Annotated in this window: 18 protein-coding genes; 4 read left to right on the forward strand and 14 right to left on the reverse strand. The window is 62.1% G+C overall.

The features are described from left to right. Positions 1-54: 54 nt before the first annotated feature. The 5 genes from mgtA to AD670_RS06885 form a co-directional block, all read right to left on the reverse strand. Positions 55-2769, reverse strand: a complete 2715-nt coding sequence (gene mgtA / locus AD670_RS06865) for a magnesium-translocating P-type ATPase (protein ID WP_053129645.1) — start codon at positions 2767-2769, stop codon at positions 55-57. Positions 2770-3494: 725 nt separating this feature from the next. Continuing rightward, positions 3495-4106: a LysE family transporter gene (locus AD670_RS06870; RefSeq protein ID WP_053129647.1), complete on the reverse strand. Its 612-nt coding sequence runs from the start codon at positions 4104-4106 to the stop codon at positions 3495-3497. A 128-nt stretch (positions 4107-4234) separates the two neighbouring features. Continuing rightward, positions 4235-4705: an arsenate reductase ArsC gene (locus AD670_RS06875; protein WP_053129650.1), complete on the reverse strand. Its 471-nt coding sequence runs from the start codon at positions 4703-4705 to the stop codon at positions 4235-4237. Between the two features lie 13 nt (positions 4706-4718). Next, positions 4719-6002: an arsenic transporter gene (locus tag AD670_RS06880; RefSeq protein ID WP_053129652.1), complete on the reverse strand. Its 1284-nt coding sequence runs from the start codon at positions 6000-6002 to the stop codon at positions 4719-4721. Between the two features lie 19 nt (positions 6003-6021). Beyond that, on the reverse strand, positions 6022-6378 hold the full coding sequence (locus AD670_RS06885; RefSeq protein ID WP_053129654.1) for a metalloregulator ArsR/SmtB family transcription factor: 357 nt from the start codon (positions 6376-6378) through the stop codon (positions 6022-6024). A 177-nt stretch (positions 6379-6555) separates the two neighbouring features. Between AD670_RS06885 and AD670_RS06890 the strand changes: the two genes are divergently transcribed. The 4 genes from AD670_RS06890 to AD670_RS06905 all read left to right on the forward strand — a co-directional run bounded on the left by AD670_RS06890 (position 6556) and on the right by AD670_RS06905 (position 8371). Beyond that, positions 6556-6771, forward strand: coding sequence for a hypothetical protein (locus tag AD670_RS06890; RefSeq protein WP_005788169.1), 216 nt, complete (start codon positions 6556-6558; stop codon positions 6769-6771). Positions 6772-6842: 71 nt separating this feature from the next. Then, positions 6843-7538, forward strand: a complete 696-nt coding sequence (locus AD670_RS06895) for an AzlC family ABC transporter permease (protein WP_053129655.1) — start codon at positions 6843-6845, stop codon at positions 7536-7538. After that, positions 7535-7846, forward strand: coding sequence for an AzlD domain-containing protein (locus AD670_RS06900; RefSeq protein WP_053129657.1), 312 nt, complete (start codon positions 7535-7537; stop codon positions 7844-7846). Before AD670_RS06895 ends, AD670_RS06900 begins: the two co-directional genes overlap by 4 nt. A gap of 171 nt (positions 7847-8017) precedes the next feature. Next, a complete protein-coding gene (locus AD670_RS06905; RefSeq protein ID WP_053129659.1) occupies positions 8018-8371 on the forward strand; it encodes a hypothetical protein in 354 nt (117 codons plus the stop codon). A gap of 144 nt (positions 8372-8515) precedes the next feature. Here AD670_RS06905 and AD670_RS06910 read toward each other — a convergent pair whose 3' ends face one another. The 9 genes from AD670_RS06910 to alkB form a co-directional block, all read right to left on the reverse strand. Then, on the reverse strand, positions 8516-9220 hold the full coding sequence (locus AD670_RS06910) for a YoaK family protein (protein WP_053129661.1): 705 nt from the start codon (positions 9218-9220) through the stop codon (positions 8516-8518). A gap of 69 nt (positions 9221-9289) precedes the next feature. Further along, a complete protein-coding gene (locus AD670_RS06915) occupies positions 9290-10912 on the reverse strand; it encodes an ABC-F family ATP-binding cassette domain-containing protein (RefSeq protein ID WP_053129663.1) in 1623 nt (540 codons plus the stop codon). Positions 10913-11036: 124 nt separating this feature from the next. Continuing rightward, positions 11037-12086 (reverse strand): DNA topoisomerase IB, encoded by a 1050-nt coding sequence (locus AD670_RS06920; RefSeq protein ID WP_053129665.1) that lies wholly within the window; start codon positions 12084-12086, stop codon positions 11037-11039. 78 nt (positions 12087-12164) lie between these two features. Then, complete coding sequence (gene modC / locus AD670_RS06925; protein WP_053130111.1) at positions 12165-13244, reverse strand: molybdenum ABC transporter ATP-binding protein; 1080 nt, start codon at positions 13242-13244, stop codon at positions 12165-12167. A gap of 5 nt (positions 13245-13249) precedes the next feature. Further along, entirely contained in the window at positions 13250-13930 is a 681-nt protein-coding gene (modB, locus tag AD670_RS06930; RefSeq protein WP_053129666.1) for a molybdate ABC transporter permease subunit, read from the reverse strand. Further along, positions 13931-14689: a molybdate ABC transporter substrate-binding protein gene (gene modA, locus AD670_RS06935; protein ID WP_053129667.1), complete on the reverse strand. Its 759-nt coding sequence runs from the start codon at positions 14687-14689 to the stop codon at positions 13931-13933. A gap of 119 nt (positions 14690-14808) precedes the next feature. Then, on the reverse strand, positions 14809-15867 hold the full coding sequence (locus AD670_RS06940) for a nitronate monooxygenase family protein (protein WP_053129669.1): 1059 nt from the start codon (positions 15865-15867) through the stop codon (positions 14809-14811). Positions 15868-15984: 117 nt separating this feature from the next. Beyond that, positions 15985-17031 carry a bifunctional DNA-binding transcriptional regulator/O6-methylguanine-DNA methyltransferase Ada gene (ada, locus tag AD670_RS06945; RefSeq protein ID WP_053129672.1) on the reverse strand — a complete coding sequence of 349 codons (1047 nt, stop codon included), beginning with the start codon at positions 17029-17031 and terminating at the stop codon, positions 15985-15987. Between the two features lie 76 nt (positions 17032-17107). Continuing rightward, positions 17108-17773, reverse strand: a complete 666-nt coding sequence (gene alkB, locus AD670_RS06950) for a DNA oxidative demethylase AlkB (protein WP_053129675.1) — start codon at positions 17771-17773, stop codon at positions 17108-17110. Positions 17774-17775 lie beyond the last annotated feature (2 nt).

Consider the following 17775-nt stretch of genomic DNA (forward strand, 5'->3'; position numbering starts at 1 on the left):
TTGTAAGGCACGCTGGCGGCCGGGCGACCGCCAGCGTTTAAACGGCGGGGGAACTCAGTACCACTGCTTGAAGCGGCGGATGTAGATCGTTTTCATCAGTTGGGCCACGCAGCAGTAGCTGAGCAGCGTGCCGACCAGCCACGGGAAGTACGCCAGTGGCAGTGGTTGCAGGCCCACCAGGGTGCCCAACGGCGAGAACGGTACGTAGATCCCCAACCCAATCACCACGCCGGTCATCAGCAACACCGGCCAGGCGGCGGTGCTCTGGAAGAACGGGATCTTGCGGGTGCGCAGCATATGCACCACCAGGGTTTGCGAGAGCAGGCCCTCGATAAACCAGCCGGACTGGAACAGGGTCTGCATTTCCACGCTGTTGGCGGCGAACACGTACCACATCAGGGCAAAGGTGGTGATGTCGAAGATCGACGAAGTCGGTCCGATCCAGATCATGAAGCGACCGATGTTCTTTGCATCCCACTTGCGCGGCTTGGCCAGGTACTCCTTGTCCATCTTGTCCCACGGCAGGGCCAGCTGGGAGATGTCGTACATCAGGTTCTGCAGCAGCAGGTGAATCGACAGCATCGGCAGAAACGGGATAAAGGCACTGGCCACCAGCACCGAGAACACGTTGCCGAAGTTGGAGCTGGCGGTCATGTTCAGGTACTTCATGATATTGCCGAAGGTTTCGCGGCCTTTGAGCACGCCTTCTTCCAGCACCATCAGGCTCTTTTCCAGCAGGATGATGTCGGCCGATTCCTTGGCGATGTCCGTGCCGCTGTCCACTGAGATACCCACGTCAGCATCGCGCAGGGCCGGTGCATCGTTGATGCCGTCGCCGAGGAAACCGACGGTGTGGCCGTTGGCTTGCAGCGCCTTGAGCACCCGGGACTTCTGCAGCGGCGTGAGCTTGGCGAATACGGTGCGCTCTTCCACGTGACGCGCCAGGGTTGCGTCATCCATCAATTCGATTTCCACCCCCAGCAGCGGCTGGCCTGGATCCAGACCTACCTGGCGGCAGATCTTGCGGGTGACCACGGCGTTGTCGCCGGTCAGGACTTTCACCGCCACGCCGATGTCTTGCAGCGCGGCAATCGCCGGGCCGGCGGTTTCCTTTGGCGGATCGAGGAACGTCAGGAAGCCCTGGATCACCAGGTTGCGTTCATCGGCGGTGGTGTATTGCTGGCGGGCCAGGGCCTTGGGAATGTTGCGGGTGGCCACGACCAACACGCGAAAGCCGTCTTCGTTGTAGTCATTGGCGATGGCCAGCAATTCTTCACGACGGCGCTCATCCAGCGGCACGGCGGCGCCCGCTTCCATCACGTGGGTGGAAATACCCAGCATCTCCTCCACGGCGCCCTTGCACACCAGCAGATGGTCGTCGGCAGCGTCCTTGACCACGATGGACAGGCGACGGCGTACAAAGTCGAACGGCAATTCATCGACCTTGCTGTAGGCAAACGGCACCTGGAACCTGGGGTTCTGTTGCGAGAACTGCACCACGGCCTGGTCCATCAGGTTTTTCATACCGCTCTGGTGGTAGCTGTTGAGCCAGGCCAGCGACAGCACCGCCTCATCACGCTGGCCGAAGGCGTTGACGTGATGTTCGAGGATGATCTTGTCCTGGGTCAGGGTGCCGGTCTTGTCGGTGCACAGCACGTCCATCGAACCGAAGTTCTGGATCGCGTTGAGGCGCTTGACCACCACTTTGCGCTTGGCCATGGCGGTGGCGCCCTTGGCCAGGTTGGCGCTGACAATCATCGGCAGCATTTCCGGGGTCAGGCCCACGGCGACCGCCAGGGCGAACAGGAAGGCATCGCCCCAATCGCCTTTGGAGAAGCCATTGAGGAAGAACACGATCGGCACCATCACCAGCATGAAGCGGATCAGCAGCCAGCTGACGCTGTTCACGCCGCGATCAAACGCCGTCTGCACCCGGGACCCGACAATCGCTTTGGCCAGGGAGCCAAAGTAGGTGCGCGGCCCGGTCGCCACCACCACGGCTTTGGCGCGGCCGCTGACCACGTTGGTGCCCATGAAGCAGATGTTCGGCAGGTCCAGCAGGTTGTCTCGGTCGGCGGCCAGGGCGCTGGCGGACTTTTGCGTTACATCCCCCAGGGTGTCGTATTTCTCCACCGGCAAGGCTTCGCCGGTGAGCACGGCCTGGCTGATAAACAGGTCGCGGGACTCGATCAGGCGGATATCGGCGGGGATCATGTCACCGGCCGACAGTTGCACGATATCGCCGGCCACCAGCTCGCGCATCGGCACTTCGCGCAGGGTGGGCTGGCTGCCCACCTGTTCACGGCGCAGGACGGTGGCGGTGGTACGCACCATGGCTTTGAGCGCTTCGGCGGATTTGGCCGAGCGGTGTTCCTGCCAGAAGCGCAGCAGGCTGCTGAGCAGGACCATGGTCATGATGATCACGACTTTGGTGGGGTCGGCTTCTTCGCCAGCCTGCATCGGCAGCCAGCAATCGGTGAAAAAGCTGATGCCGCCCAGGGTCAGCAGCACGTAGATGAACGGGTTGTTCAGGGCCTGCAGGAACTGCACGATGGCGTGAGGCGGCTTGTCATGGGCTACCTCGTTGTGGCCTTCGCGTTGCAGGCGGGCGGTGGCGTCCAGTTCGGTCAGGCCATCCTGGGTGGCACGCACGTTGGCCAGGGTGGCCGACAGGCCGTTATGGGCTTCGCGGGCGGCACGCATCGACAGCTGGGTGTCGGTGGCGGTGCCGTGTTTATTGTGCAGCGGGGTGTTTTTTACGGCGCTCATTGTGTGTACTCCTGTCGCCAATTCTCGACAAAACATACCCGTTACTTACCTGAATACAGGCGAGCGAAAGCATGCCGAGTCGCTGACTTCGCGATCGGTTTAAATAGGGTGTTAGATAACTTCCGCAGGCGCGTTAGTTAAAAGATGCGCAGCGATCTACAACTGGAAAAGTTCATAAAGGAACTCCAGAGCGTTAATCAGGAAGTTGCTGTTTCAGCTGGGATGAACGGCGCGAGCGCTCACAAGGATCCCAGGCACAAAACCTTCGGTCTCTGTGGGTCTATGGGGGAGGGGGCGACAACGCCCGTGCGTCGCGGCAGAAAAACGCCGCAGGCACGGTAGAGCCTGGTTCGCAGGGTTGCGACGGGCTTACGTACATCGGGTAAAACAAGGGTTGTGAAGGTCATAACACACCTCGGGACCGGACGGGCGACCGGCGAGGCAGTTACGGTGGAGCATCAAGCTCTAGCGCAGCTTACCGGACCGGGGAGGCGAGTCCTGTCATATTCTGGGTTGGGCGCCCGATGCCCGCCAGGGCGGTGCTCGGACAGCGACTAGATACTGTGTCCATTGGCTTCTTTTGTGAGGGTTAAAAAAGGCCCCAGTTGCGGGCACGGGCAATCTACTCAGACAGTTACAAAATGTCAACGCATGATTAATTAAATAGCCCGGCGTTCAGAGTTCATTCAGACAAGAGGCGTTCGAAAGTTACCCTATATATAACTTCATATGCCGCGTGCGGCGAGCACGGCCAGATAAATCAATACCAACCCGCAGGTGCCATAACTGATGCGCTGCCAAGTCGGCGAGGCATTCTTGCGCAGCAGGTTCACCAGTGATGCGATCAGAAAGCACGACAGCACCGAAGCCAGCATGAACCCGGCGAAAAACATCAGCGTCTGCCCATGGCTCGGGGTGGCGCCGACGATGCCGGACAGCGCGCTGCCCAGCGCGCCCCAGTAGACAATGTTTTTCGGGTTGGCCAGGGAGATCGCCGCGCCCACGGCCAGCGCATTCTGCCGGGAGCTGGCCGGCGCGCTGTCCGCCTCGGGCAAGTGCCAGGCGTCGATCAGGCTGCGCACGCCCAACCAGGCGAGGTACACCGCGCAGATGATCGTCAGCGGTACGCGCACCGCGTCATGCTGGATCAACAGCGCGATGCCGGTGAGGCCAATCACTGCCCAGACGGCGTCGCCTACCAGCGAGCCAAACTGCACCAGCAAGGCGGGTGTGAAACCGTGGAGCAAGCCACGGCGCAACGTCTCTGCCAGTACGGCGCCGGGGGAGAGGCAAAACACGAAACCAAAAACCAGCGCGTAAAAGAAGATCGTCAGCATGCCCGCGTCCTTTCAGGAAAGTGCGAGAGCATACGCTGGCAGAGGGTTGGCGATCCATATCTGCACACGCTGTTGTGGCAAGCCCGCTTGCCACAGGGGGATTCAACCTGCCGTCAGGGCGTGGTCATTTACAGCCGCGCAATGCGGTCGAGCTCGGCCTTCAGCTCGCCAGGGCTGAGGTGGGCAAAGGGCAGGGCGAAAAACGCCCGGCAACGGGTGGCGATGGTCGTCAGCGTTGCGTCGAATGCGGCTTGGATATTGGTTTCATCGCCCTGCACATCCGAAGGATCTTCCAAGCCCCAATGCGCCTTCACCGCCGGCCCGAAATACACCGGGCAGGCTTCACCCGCCGCCTTGTCGCAGACGGTGATGACCACATCCGGCGGGCTGCCTTCAAATGCGTCATTGCCCTTGCTGTACAACCCCTCGGTGCGGATGCCCGCCGCCTGCAACGTGCTCAGGCTGCGCGGCAGGACCTGGCCCTTGGGAAAGCTGCCGGAGCTGACCGCGGCAAAACCCTGCGGGGCCAGGTGGTTGAACATCGCCTCGGACAAGATGCTGCGACAGCTGTTGGCGGTGCACATGAACAGGACTTTCATTGCGGTCTCTCCGTTAGATGCTCAGGCGCAACGCGAGGGCGGCGAGGGTGATCAGCAGCACCGGCAGGGTCAGCACGATCCCGACCTTGAAGTAGTAACCCCAGGTGATGGTGATGCCTTTGCGCGCCAGGATATGCAGCCACAGCAGGGTGGCCAGGCTGCCGATCGGAGTGATTTTCGGGCCCAGGTCGCTGCCGATCACGTTGGCGTAGATCATTGCGTCCTTGACTACGCCCACGGCATGGCTGGACTCGATGGACAGCGCGCCGATCAAGACGGTCGGCAGGTTGTTCATCGCCGACGACAACAATGCCGTCAGCACGCCGGTGCCCATGGCCGCACCCCACACGCCGTAAGTGGCGAAGGTATCGAGCCAGGTCGCCAGGTAGGTGGTGAGGCCGGCGTTACGCAAGCCATAGACCACCAGGTACATCCCTAAGGAAAAGATCACGATCTGCCACGGGGCTTCCTTCAGCACCTTGCGCGTGGAGATCTTGTGGCCCTTGGCGGCGATCACCAGCAGGAGCACGGCGCACACCGCGGAAATCGCGCTGATGGGAATGCCCAGCGGTTCTAAAGCAAAGCAGCCGATCAGCAGGATGCCCAGCACCCACCAGCCGGCGCGGAAAGTGGCGCGGTCGTGGACCGCGCTGGCGGGGTCTGCGAGGTCGGCCGGGTCGTAGGTCTGCGGAATATCGCGGCGGAAGAACCACAGCAATATCGCCAAGGTGGCGGCGACGCTGACGAAGTTGACCGGCACCATGACCGCGGCATATTCGTTGAAGCCGATCTTGAAGTAGTCCGCCGAGACGATATTCACCAGGTTCGACACCACCAGCGGCAGGCTCGCCGTGTCGGCGATAAACCCCGCGCCCATCACAAAGGCCAGGGTCGCCGCCGGCGAAAAGCGCAGCGCCAGCAGCATCGACATCACGATGGGCGTGAGGATCAGCGCCGCGCCGTCGTTGGCAAACAGCGCCGACACCAACGCCCCGAGCAGCACCATATAGGCAAACAGTCGCCGGCCACGCCCGCGCCCCCAGCGCGCCACATGCAGCGCCGTCCAGGCAAAGAAGCCGGCCTCATCCAGCAGCAGGCTGATGATGATCAGCGCAACAAACGTCCCGGTGGCATTCCAGATGATGTGCCACACCACCGGGATATCGGCCAGGCTGATTACGCCACAGGCCAGGGCCAGGATTGCCCCCATCGTGGCGCTCCAGCCCACGCCGAGGCCCTTGGGCTGCCAGATAACCAGAACGATGGTGAAGATAAAAATGGCGACTGCGACAAGCATGAATAAACGCTCCGGTGGTTCAGCAGCAGGTGCTGGCTCGTTGTGGTCTGTCGCCCATTGCACCCAGACGCTGTGCGTCGTTGTGCAACCATGGCTGGTTGGCTTGCAGGGTGATGTCCAGCACCCGGATGACCCACTCGGGCAGGTCCGGGTTGACGCGGTAGTAGATCCATTGGCCCTGGCGACGATCCAGCAGCAACCCGCAACTGCGCAGTTGCGCCAGGTGGCGGGAGATTTTCGGCTGGCTGTCGTCCAAGGCATGGATCAGTTCGCACACGCAAAGTTCGCCTTCACGCTGAATCAATAACGTAAGGCGTGCCCGGGTGGCGTCGGCCAGGCATTTGAACAGGGTGGGCGGGGAGAGGGGGTCCAGCATGGCCATGGCCTGCGTATATATGGAAATCCGAATATACGTATTTCCATATGTTTCGGTCAAATCCGGTTTCAATTGATATGGATCAAAGTTCGGGAATTCAACCACAAGTGATTGAAATTAAAATGAAACATGAATGTCCTAAAGTGCCTCCCCATTGCTGATGAAGGAAGACTCCGCGTGACCCGTGCCACTCGCAACCTGCGCAAGACCCTGGATTCCGTCGCGGAAAATAACGAAACCGCGGCGTTCGACCTGATGCGCGCCGTCGAAAAACTCGGCGATGAAGTGCTGCGCCAGCGCTTGCTCAACACGATTCATCGGCTCAACCAGGACGCTTACGAACTGCGCGAAGCGCGGGACTCAGTGGAGCAGGTGTCGGTCCGGCTCGCCTGAGCAAGATCGTTCAAGACAATCGCCTAGTCGCGCTGGCATGCTTGTGGACTGTCTGTCGATGAGCCGTTTCCATGCCTGCTGCCTTACCTCATTACGCCTTCGCTCGCGGCGCCATCGCCGTTATTCCCTTGTCTCTGGCCTGTGCACCCTGGGGGCTGCTGGCCGGTTCCATGGCCATCGATGCGCAATTCACGCCACTGCAAGCCCAGGGGTTGTCTGCCATTGTGTTTGCCGGTGCGGCGCAGTTGGTCGCCATTGGCATGGTCAAGAGCGGCGCCAGCCTGATTTCCATTGTGCTGACCACCTTGCTGCTGACCTCCCAGCACCTGCTGTATGGCATGCACCTGCGGCCGATTCTGTCGCCGCTCAAGACTCGCTGGCGCATGAGCCTGGGCTTTCTGTTGACCGATGAGTTCTTTGCGCTGGTCAGCCACTATGACCGTGAAACCTTTAATCGCTGGTACGCGTTGGGCGCCGGCCTGACGTTTTACATCGCCTGGAACCTGTTCACCCTGGCCGGCATCGTGCTGGGCAAAAGCATCCCCGGCCTCGATCAGTTGGGCCTGGAGTTTTCCATCGCCGCCACCTTTATCGCGCTGATCACCCCGGTGGTGCGTGACGTGCCGACAGTGGTCTGCGTGGCCGTGTCATTGCTGTTTTCCGTATGGCTGAGCTTTCTGCACTGGGAGTCGGCCGTGGTGGTGTCGGGTGTGCTGGGCATGAGTGCAGGGTTTGCCTGCAAACGGTTGGGGGTAGGGCAGCGATGATTTACGGGATGATTGTGGCCATGGGCCTGGTGGTTTTTTTCAACCGCTACCTGTTTATCGAACCGCGCCTGCCGGTGCGCCTCAATCGCGGCGCGCGGGAGTTTCTCGGGTTTGCGGTGCCGGGCATGCTCACGGCGATCTGCGGACCGATCATCTTCCTCGCCGACCACCAACTCAACCTGAGCCCGGCCAACCCTTACCTGCTGGCGGGCATCTGTGCGGTGGCATTGATGTTCTGGACGCGCAGCGTGTTGATCACCGTGCTGTTGAGCATGGCGCTGTTCTATCTGTTCCGCTGGTGGTTCTGAAGCACAGGCGAAAAAAAGCCCGCGGGAGGGCGGGCAGAAGGGAGACTTCTAAAAATGAGCCTGGCCACTATAGGCGGCAAATTTTCTCTGCACAGTGAAACAAAGTTCATGAGGACCTCAGTCAGCCGTGCGGCAATGGTACAGTCGCATTTTTTTCAACGAGGCAATGGCATGCACAAGGTGGTTATGGGCGCATTGGTAGTGGTAGCACTGGCCGGTTGCGCAGGTTCGAAGATGAACGAGGCGCGCTCGGGTGCTCCCTACAAGGCCATGGCATCGGATAAGGCCACGCTGGTGGTTGCCGAGTGCATCCAGTTTGGCTGGCAGGACGAGAGCGTGTTTGGCGTCGACGCCGGTGGCTTCAAAGAGCCGAATGGTGCCGGTGGTTTCACGGTCTACACCACGGGTGGCGATTACTTCGTCGACGTGCAAAGCGCCGGTGCCGGTTCGTCCGTCAAATACTACGCCGCTGAAGATACGATGCCTGCCAAACGTCGTTTGGCCGCACTCGCGACGTGTCTGTAATACGTTGCCTTAGTCATTTTAGGAAACGCCCGGCGGGACAGCCGCCGGACATTCGCTTATGATTCAATCCGCCCGCCCGACATGATGGCTCTTTACCAGTACACGGACGTCGAGGCCTAACCGTCGGGCGGGCACCTTTGTTGTTTATCGCGGCATAAAACCCAAATGCCAGCGCCGTGGAATCTTCAGCGACACCAGCCCCAACAACCCCGCCATAACCCCGCTGACCACCAGCGCCCTCAGCCCCATCTGCTGCTCCAGCAGGGCGCCGATCACCGCACCGATAAACATCCCTGCCCACGGAATCAGCTGCACCCGCCAGCCGTTGCGGCGCTCCCCCAGCATCCAGCGTCCCAGTCCGCGCCCAAAGCGTGACAGCGCCCCAGTGACGTAGGTAAGACCCACCGGCAAGCCGTTGACCTCTTCCACGGCCGCGTTGAGCATGCCCATCGCAATAATCGCCGCCAGCAGCGCGGGCAACGTGTCGGCGAAGGGCAGCAAGGCTGCGCCGCAGAGCAGCGCGGCAATACACAGCAGCAGGGGCAGGGCATGGCGCCGGCTGACGCGGCTGACCACCACCCCCAAGGCATTGCCGGCGATAAAGGTTGCGACCAGCAACAGCAGGCGTCCGGTCAAGCCGAGATCGCCAACACTGATGGCCACTGCCAGGCGGGTGGTGTTGCCGCTCATAAACGACACAAAGTCGCCGCTGGCCATAAAGCCGATGGCGTCAGTCATGCCCGCCAATACCGAAAGGCTGGCCACCAGCATCATGCCGACGCGGCCGCGCCAGCGCTGTCGATGGGCCAGTGCGGCGTTGGCATAAGGTTTGTGGGGCGAAGGCAACATAGGGCCGGGCTCCTCGGTGAGATTATCCGGCCACTACCGTAGGACGCTTTGATAGCGCGCGCAATGACCTCAGACACCTTCCAGGCGCCAACCTTCGATTGCCCAGGTCAAAACGTGAGTCGGCTGGATCGCCTGCACGAACGCTTGGTCATGGGACACCACCACCATGGCGCCGGTAAAAGCATGCAGTGCCTGCTCAAACGCGCGCACCGATTGCAGGTCCAGGTGGTTGGTGGGCTCGTCGAGCAACAGCAGCTGCGCGGGTGTTTGACGCCACAGGGCAATCGCCATCGCGGCTTTCAAACGCTCGCCGCCGCTGAGGTGCGCGGTCGGTTGTGTCACCCGCAAGGCATCCAGTTGCAGCAAGGCCAGGCGTGTGCGCAGTTCGCCTTCCGCCAGCGATGTGTCGAGCAGGTTGAGCTGTTCGACCAGGGAGCGTTGCTCGTCCAGCAGCGCCAGGTGCTGATCGATATAGGCACTGGGCACATGCACGCGGCATTCACCGCTGAGCGGCTGCCATTGGCCTGCCAGCAGCTTGAGCAGGGTGGATTTGCCGCAACCGTTGGGCCCATGCACGGCAACGCGCACCGGGCCCATCAGGTTGAGCGTCAGCGCGGGGTGGTCCAGCCACGGTAGCTGGGCATGGATCAAGGACAACACCTGCCGACCATTGGGCACCGCCGATCCTGGCAAGGCCAGCAGGGTTGGTTTTTTCTCCTCGACCCGCGCATAGGCCTGGCGCACCTGATCATCAAGCTGGGTTTTGTCGGCACGGTGGGCGCTGCGCAGTGTGCTGACGACCTCGGTGGCGGCGCTTTTCCAGCGCGACCTGGTCAAGCGGTCCACGTTGGCCGTGTCGGCCTGCTTGCGTGAATGGGCGGCGTGACGCTGGCGGTTGTCGTGGTCTTTTTGCAGGCGCTGACGTTCGCGGCTGCGTGCCTGGCGAGCGTGCTCCAACGCGGCGATGGCGGCCTGCTGCTGCCCGTCGCGCTGGGTGCGATAGGCCTGGTAGTTACCGCCATACACCTGTGGCCCGAGGGGCGAGAGTTCGATGATGCGGCCCATGGTGTCGAGCAATTGCCGGTCATGGCTGACCACCACCAGGCCGCCGCGCCACGCGGCCAGCACGCGCAGCAGCCAATGGCGGCCGGCGCTGTCGAGGTGGTTAGTCGGTTCATCCAGCACCAGCAGTTGGGGGGCGGCCAACAGTGCGCCGATCACCGCAACCCGCGCCAATTGGCCGCCGCTGAGTTGCGCGGCCGGGGTTTTGGCGTCGAGTTGCTCCAGGCCTGCGGCATCCAGGGCTGCGCGCAGGCGTTCGGCAAGGTCCCAGCGTTCGTCGATCAACGTCAGGTCTTGGACCTGCGCCGCGCCCCGGGCCATGCGCTCAAGGGCGGCCAAGGCCTCGGCGGCGCCCGTGACGTGAGCGACGGTATCTCCCGCAGCGACCACTACGTTCTGCGGTACATACGCCACCCTGGCCGAGCGATCGAGTGAGCCGCTGGTGGGTAACAGCACCCCGGCGATGAGTTTCGCGAGGATACTTTTGCCCTGGCCATTGCGCCCCACGATGCCGGTAGGGGTGTGGTCGATGGACAGGTTCAAGTCGTCCAGCAAGGTCTCGCCATTGGCGAACTGGAAGCCCAGGTGTTGCAGGGAAATCAATACGGGCAGCCGGTTGACGTCAGTCATCAGCACCTCCAAAAAAATGTCGGACAGGCCAACAAGCGCGCCAGGCGGCTCGTTGCGGGTACATTTTGGAAGGCTTAGTGATTCACGTCGGCGGTCGTCCCGGGAGTCAGAAGGGCCGCAGAGCCTAACCCGTCTTGGCTTTTTTCGGCAAGTCTGCGGCCAGTTGTTCGAGGAACATGGCCAAGGCCACTTCCTCTGCCTTGAGCCCTTTGCGCAGTCGGGGCTTGGGCAATTTGGAAAGTTCGCCGAGGCTGAAATGCTCCAGCACGGCCGGGTGGATGTAACACTTGCGGCATACGGCTGGGGTGTTCCCCAGCTGCTTGGCGACATCCTTGACCATCGCCACCACATGTCGTTTGGCATCGGATTCCGGCTGCCATTCCAACTCCCGCAGTACCGCCAGTGCCATGGCGGTACCGGCCCAGGTGCGGTAATCCTTGGCGGTGAAGTCGGCACCGGTGAGGCTGTGCAGGTAGGCATTCACGTCCTGGGAGCTGACCGTGTGGCGCTCACCGTCCTCGTCCAGGTACTGGAACAGGTTCTGTCCGGGTAATTCCAGGCAGCGCTTGACCACCGTGGCGAGGCGTCGGTCCTTGACGCTGATCTGGTGCTCCACGCCACTCTTGCCGCGAAACTGGAACAGGATCTCGCTGCCTTTCACATCCACATGGCGGTTGCGCAAGGTGGTCAGCCCGTAGGATTTGTTGTCGCGCGCATATTGGGTATTGCCGACACGAATCAGCGTCGCGTCCAGCAGCATCACCACCGTGGCCAGGACTTTTTCGCGGGTGAAGCCGGGCTCGGCGATCTGCGCTTCCAGCTGTTTGCGCAGTTTCGGCAGGGCGTTGCCGAATTCCTGCAGCCGAGCGTATTTGTCGCTGTCACGTACCTCACGCCAGCGCGCGTGATAGCGGTATTGCTTGCGCCCACGGGCATCGCGGCCGGTGGCCTGCAGATGGCCGCGCGGGTCGGCGCAGATCCACACATCGGTATACGCCGGAGGGACGGCGAGGGCGTTCAGGCGTTTGATCTCATCGGCGTCCTGGATGCGCTCGCCCTTGGCGTCGAAGTACTGGAACTTGCCGCGCAGCTTCTTGCGGCGGATGCCGGGCTGGGTGTCGTCAACGTAATGCAGGTCGCGGGGCAGGTCGGCGGGCAGCGCGGAGTCAGGCATGGTGCGGGTTCCTTGGCAACAGATCAGGCCGGTATTCCTGATTGACCGCAGCCGTGTGCGGTCGTGCCAAAAGGTTTCTTACGCCAGTACGGCGACCGCCTTGATCTGGGCCCACAGCGCCTGGCCGGGGTGCAGTTGCAACTGGTCGCGGGAGAAACGCGTGATACGCGCCAGTAACGGCGTGCCATCGGCGTCCAGGCGCACCAGCACATGGGCGCTGTTATCCGCCGCGATCTCCTGGGTAACGGTCACGGGCAGGCGGTTGAGGATGCTGCTGTGCTCTTCGGCTTGCAGGCTGAGGCTGACGTCGCGTGCCTGCACCTTGACCCGCAACGCTTTGCCCAACGCCAGCGGCGCATGGGCTACGCGCAAGTGCTGGACACTGTCGGGCAGTTGCAGTGTGAGCAGTTGATAGTGCTCGTCGTAGGCGCTGACATTGCCGTTGATCACCACGCCGGCGTCGTCTCCCCGCGCCATTGGCAGGTCGAGCCGTGCCAGGGTTTCGCCAATGGGGCCGCTGGCCAGGGCTTTGCCGTCGCTGAGCAAGACGATGTGATCGGCCAGGCGCGCCACCTCATCCTGGGCGTGGCTGACGTACAGGACGGGGATGTCCAGTTCGTCGTGCAGGCGCTCCAGGTAGGGCAGGATCTCGCTTTTGCGTTTGCTGTCGAGGGCGGCCAGCGGTTCATCCATCAGCAGTAGCTTTGGGCTGGTGAGCAGGGCACGGGCGATACCGATGCGTTGGCGTTCACCGCCCGACAAGTGCTGGGGATGTCGCTCAAGCAGATGGCCGATCCCCAGCAGTTCCGTGGCCTGGGCCATATCCACGCGGCGCTGTTGGCGCGGGATGCGCTTGAGGCCGAATTCCAGGTTGGCGCGCACCGACAGGTGGGGGAACAGGCTCGGCTCCTGAAACACGTAACCGAGTGCGCGCTTATGCGGTGGCACGAACAGCCCGTTGCGGCTGTCTTGCCAGACTTCATCGTTGATCTGGATAAACCCGTCCTCGGCCCGCTCCAGGCCGGCGATGCAGCGCAGGCAGGTGGTCTTGCCGGAGCCCGAGTGACCGTACAGTGCGGTCACGCCACGACCGGGCATATGCAGGTCCACATCCAGGGCAAAGCCGGTGTAGTTCACGTTCAGGCGTACATTGATCATCGGCATCAGCTCCAGCCCATCTTGGTCTTGCGGCTGGAGTAAAGCGCCAGCAACACGAGGAACGCGAATACCACCATGGAGCCGGCCAGCCAATGGGCCTGGGCGTATTCCATGGCTTCGACATGGTCGTAGATCTGTACCGAGACGACGCGAGTCTTGTCGGGAATATTGCCGCCAATCATCAGCACCACGCCGAACTCACCGACGGTGTGGGCAAACCCCAGGATAGAGGCGGTGATAAACCCCGGGCGCGCCAAGGGCAGGATCACCGTAAAGAAGGTATCCCAAGGGTTGGCGCGCAGGGTCGCGGCCACTTCCAATGGGCGAGTGCCGATGGCGGAGAAGGCGTTTTGCAACGGCTGCACCACGAACGGCATGGAATAGATCACCGAACCAATCACCAGCCCGGCGAAGCTGAAGGTGAGGGTGCCCAGGCCCAGCCATTGGGTGAACTGGCCGAAGTAGCCGTGGGGGCCCATGGTCAACAGCAGGTAGAAACCGATGACGGTGGGTGGCAGCACCAACGGCAAGGCCACCACCGCGCCAATGGGGCCGCGCCACCATGACCGGGTACGCGACAGCCACAGGGCAATCGGAGTGCCGATGACCAGCAGGATCACGGTGGTCAGTGACGCCAGCTTGATGGTCAACCAGATAGCGGAAAAATCGGCACTCGACAGGGGCATTTACTTGGCCAGCTCATAACCGAAGGACTTGATAACCGCAGCGGCTTTCGGCCCCTTGAGGTACTCGACCAGTGCCTTGGCTGCGGCGCTGTCTTTGCCTTTGTTGAGGATCACCGCGTCTTGTTTGATCGGGTCGTGCAGGGCCGCCGGGACGATCCACGCCGAACCGCTGGTGACTTTGCCGTCTTTATAAATCTGCGACAAGGCGACGAAACCCAACTCGGCGTTGCCGGTGGAGACAAACTGAAAGGCCTGGGTGATGTTCTGTCCTTCGACGAGCTTGTCCTTGACCTTCTCGGTCAAGCCTTCCTTGGCAAGCACCTGGGTGGCGGCGAGGCCGTAAGGTGCGGCTTTCGGGTTGGCGATGGACAGGTGCTTGAATTCGTTCTTCTTCAACACCTCACCCTTGGCGTCCACGTAACCTTCCTTGGCCGACCACAGCGCCAGGGTGCCGACGGCGTAGGTGAAGCGCGAGCCTTTGACGGTGTCGCCTTCGCTTTCAAGTTTCTGCGGGGTGGTGTCGTCGGCGCTCAGGAGCACTTCGAACGGCGCGCCGTTCTTGATCTGGGTGTAGAACTGCCCGGTGGCGCCGTAGGCTGCGACCAGCTTGTGGCCGGTGTCTTTTTCGAAGTCGGCGGCAATCGCCTGGATCGGTGCGGTGAAGTTGGCCGCGACGGCGACCTGGACTTCATCGGCGTGGGCCGAACCGAAAGCGAGGGCAGCGACCAGCATGGCCAGGCGTGAGGCGTGAATCTTCATGAAGCAGCTCCTTGGGGACTGTACGGTCTGTTATAGGTAGAAGGTGAAACCGCTATGTATGGGAATATATAGCGGTTAGCCACTGCCGGTACAGTGCAAAGTTGCCACAGGTGACGGCGCTATTTGAGCTTTGCCAAGGCCTGCTCGGCCAATTCGCGGGTGAGTTCATAGGTGCTTGTGTCTTTACCCAGGCGTAGCGCCTGGCCGGACCACAGGTTGCTGAAGCCCGCTTCGTCCTTGGCCTTGAGCGGTATCAACGCGCCGCCGGAGGTGGGAAATGCCGGGGCCGCCGGGTTGATCGCGCCCAGGTCGCGCATCACGCGGTTGACGATGCCGCGCGCCGGGCGACCGGTAAACAGGTTGGTCAGCGCCGTTTCGCTGGCCTGGGCGTTGTGCAGTGCATGATGATGCGAGGCGGTGATGTTGGCTTCGGGGGTAAACAGGTAGGCGGTGCCGATCTGCACGGCCGATGCGCCAAGGGCAAATGCCGCCACGATCCCGCGCGCATCGCCGATCCCGCCGGCAGCAATCACCGGCACGCTGACGGCATCGACGATTTGCGGCAACAGGGCGAACAGACCGATCTGGGTATTGAGGTCGTCGCTGAGAAACAAGCCGCGATGCCCACCCGCCTCAATGCCCATGGCGATGATTGCATCGCAGCCGTGTTGCTCCAGCCAGATGGCTTCTTCCACGGTGGTCGCGGAAGAAAGCACTTTGGCGCCGGTGGCTTTTACCCGCTCCAGCAGTGACTTTTCCGGCAAGCCAAAGTGAAAGCTGACCACCTCGGGGCGGAAGGCCTCAACCACCTGGCAGGCGGCTTCGTTGAAAGGTGCGCGGTTGGAGACCGGCGTCGGCGCCTCAAAGTCGGCGCCCAGTTCGCGGTAATAAGGCTCCAGCAAGGCCTTCCAGCGCTTGTCACGGGCCTCATCAGCCGCGGGCGGTTGGTGGCAGAAGAAGTTGACGTTGATGGGCCGTGAGCTGGCCTGGCGAATGGTGGTCAATGCCTCGCGGAGTTGATCGATAGTCAGCGCTGCGGCTGGCATTGAACCCAGTGCGCCAGCGTTATTGACGGCGATCACCATGGCTGCGGTGGTCGCGCCAGCCATCGGGGCCTGGATGATGGGCACGTCTATGCCCAGCATGTCGAGAATGCGCGTGTCTGGCCAAGTACTCATGGGGTGGGGCTCCAGCGTTGGTAAGGCTTTTCGCTGTTTTAACAGGGGGCTTGGCACCCGGCCAGTCTGTTTTATTCACTGGACGACGGTGAGAATTCGTGTCGTCGGTCTTGGGCTTCAGGACTCGCCTTCGCGCTCCAGCAACTGGCGTTTGCGCTCTACGCCCCAGCGGTAGCCGGATAAATCCCCGTTGCTGCGCACCACCCGATGGCACGGGATTGCCACCGCCAGGCTGTTGGCCCCGCAGGCTTGGGCCACTGCGCGAAACGACTTGGGCGCGCCGATACGCTGGGCGATCTGCGCATAGCTGGCTGTGCTGCCGACCGGGATTTCGCGCAGGGCCTGCCACACGCGTTCCTGAAATGCCGTGCCGCGAAGGTCCAGTGGCAGGTCCAGGCCCAGGGCAGGGGCCTCGATAAATCCCACCACTTGGGCGATCAGTTGTTCAAAGCGGCGGTCAGCGCCCACCAGATGGGCCTTGGGGAACTGATCCTGCAGGTCGCGCACCAGTTTGTCCGGCTCATCCCCCAGCAAAATTGCGCAAACGCCACGGGCACTCTGTGCCACCAGGATTGCCCCTAGCGAGCATTGCCCGACGGCGAACAGGATTTCGTTGTTGAGGCCGCCGGCTTTGTAGTCACTGGGCGTCATGCCGAGCACATGGTCGGCTGACTCATAAAATCGGCTGTTGGAGTTGAAGCCAGCGTCGTAGAGCGCCTCCGTCACCGAGTGCTGGCCTTTGAGCCCGTCGCGCACCTTGCGTGAGCGGTGGGCGCTGGCGTAGCCCTTGGGGGTCAGGCCGGTCACGCCTTTGAACACCCGATGGAAGTGGAAGGGGCTCAGCCCGGCGCGTGCCGCCAGGGTGTTAAGGCTGGGCGGGGTGTCGGCCTGTTCGATATGTCGACAGGCGTCGGCGACCAATTGCGCATGGTGCGCCGCCAACTGGGTCTGGTCCCCGGTCGCGCGTTTGCTGGCGCGATAACCTGCCGCTTCGGCGTGGGCCGGGGTGTCGAAAAACTCGATGTTTTCGCGGCGCGGTATCCGCGACGCACTGCTGGGGCGGCAGTACACGCCCGTGGTCTTCACGCCATAGACGAACAGCGTATCGGCGGTAGGATCGCGGGCGAGGATGGCAGCCCAGCGCGGGTCTTGTTCGGTGGTCATGGTCTGCACTCTTGAAGGCGCCCGGGCAGATTAGCCGTGCCTTGGCGACCTGGCACTCCGAAGCTTGCGGTCAAAATCAGCCGGCGGTGCGAAACGTGAGGTTGATACGTTGCGGGCCCATGATCGGGTGTACGCCTTCCTTGATCGGCATCACCCCATGAAAGCGCAGGCGATCAACGCCGCCCCAGACCACCACGTCGCCGTGGAACAGCGAGATCTTTTGGGGCTTATCGCCGCGTTCATGGCCACCGAACAGAAAAATCGCCGCCAAGCCAAGGGATACGGAGACCACCGGTGCGTTGTAGCAGCGTTCATTCTTGTCCTGGTGCAGGGACATTTTCGCCCCCGGCACATAACGGTTGATCAGGCAGGCATCGGGGGCGAAATCGCTGAAGCCGGCGTCGGCCGCGGCCGAGACGGCCAGTTCGCGCAGAGCGTCGGGAAGGGCCGGCCAGGGTTGCTGGCTGCTGGGGTCCAATGGGCTATAGCGATAGCCGTGGGTGTCGGTGGTCCAGCCCAGCGCGCCGCAGCTGCTCAACGCCGCCGACATGGTAAAGCCACCTGGCGTGACCATTTGCCGAAAAGGCGATTGAGCCAGCACGCGGCGTAACTCTGGCAGCAGTCGGTCAATCCAGGGCAGGGCAAAGCCCCTTAGTACGTAGGACTGTTCGCCAATTTGCTCGCGCCTTGGGGGTTGTTGCAAGGCGTCATCGGCGAACAGGTCGGCAGTCGGGCCGGACATTG

The sequence above is a fragment of the Pseudomonas sp. MIACH genome (genome assembly GCF_001269925.1).
GTDB lineage: Bacteria > Pseudomonadota > Gammaproteobacteria > Pseudomonadales > Pseudomonadaceae > Aquipseudomonas.

Excerpts from the sequence above, each read along its gene's own strand:
- modA (WP_053129667.1), bottom strand. The coding sequence starts at position 14,689 with ATGAAGATTCACGCCTCACGCCTGGCCATGCTGGTCGCTGCCCTCGCT.
- ada (WP_053129672.1), bottom strand. The coding sequence starts at position 17,031 with ATGACCACCGAACAAGACCCGCGCTGGGCTGCCATCCTCGCCCGCGAT.
- modB (WP_053129666.1), bottom strand. The coding sequence starts at position 13,930 with ATGCCCCTGTCGAGTGCCGATTTTTCCGCTATCTGGTTGACCATCAAG.
- alkB (WP_053129675.1), bottom strand. The coding sequence starts at position 17,773 with ATGTCCGGCCCGACTGCCGACCTGTTCGCCGATGACGCCTTGCAACAA.
- AD670_RS06885 (WP_053129654.1), bottom strand. The coding sequence starts at position 6,378 with ATGCTGGACCCCCTCTCCCCGCCCACCCTGTTCAAATGCCTGGCCGAC.
- AD670_RS06920 (WP_053129665.1), bottom strand. The coding sequence starts at position 12,086 with ATGCCTGACTCCGCGCTGCCCGCCGACCTGCCCCGCGACCTGCATTAC.
- AD670_RS06915 (WP_053129663.1), bottom strand. The coding sequence starts at position 10,912 with ATGACTGACGTCAACCGGCTGCCCGTATTGATTTCCCTGCAACACCTG.
- modC (WP_053130111.1), bottom strand. The coding sequence starts at position 13,244 with ATGATCAATGTACGCCTGAACGTGAACTACACCGGCTTTGCCCTGGAT.
- AD670_RS06910 (WP_053129661.1), bottom strand. The coding sequence starts at position 9,220 with ATGTTGCCTTCGCCCCACAAACCTTATGCCAACGCCGCACTGGCCCAT.
- AD670_RS06940 (WP_053129669.1), bottom strand. The coding sequence starts at position 15,867 with ATGAGTACTTGGCCAGACACGCGCATTCTCGACATGCTGGGCATAGAC.
- mgtA (WP_053129645.1), bottom strand. The coding sequence starts at position 2,769 with ATGAGCGCCGTAAAAAACACCCCGCTGCACAATAAACACGGCACCGCC.
- AD670_RS06900 (WP_053129657.1), top strand. The coding sequence starts at position 7,535 with ATGATTTACGGGATGATTGTGGCCATGGGCCTGGTGGTTTTTTTCAAC.
- AD670_RS06875 (WP_053129650.1), bottom strand. The coding sequence starts at position 4,705 with ATGAAAGTCCTGTTCATGTGCACCGCCAACAGCTGTCGCAGCATCTTG.
- AD670_RS06905 (WP_053129659.1), top strand. The coding sequence starts at position 8,018 with ATGCACAAGGTGGTTATGGGCGCATTGGTAGTGGTAGCACTGGCCGGT.
- AD670_RS06895 (WP_053129655.1), top strand. The coding sequence starts at position 6,843 with ATGCCTGCTGCCTTACCTCATTACGCCTTCGCTCGCGGCGCCATCGCC.
- AD670_RS06870 (WP_053129647.1), bottom strand. The coding sequence starts at position 4,106 with ATGCTGACGATCTTCTTTTACGCGCTGGTTTTTGGTTTCGTGTTTTGC.
- AD670_RS06880 (WP_053129652.1), bottom strand. The coding sequence starts at position 6,002 with ATGCTTGTCGCAGTCGCCATTTTTATCTTCACCATCGTTCTGGTTATC.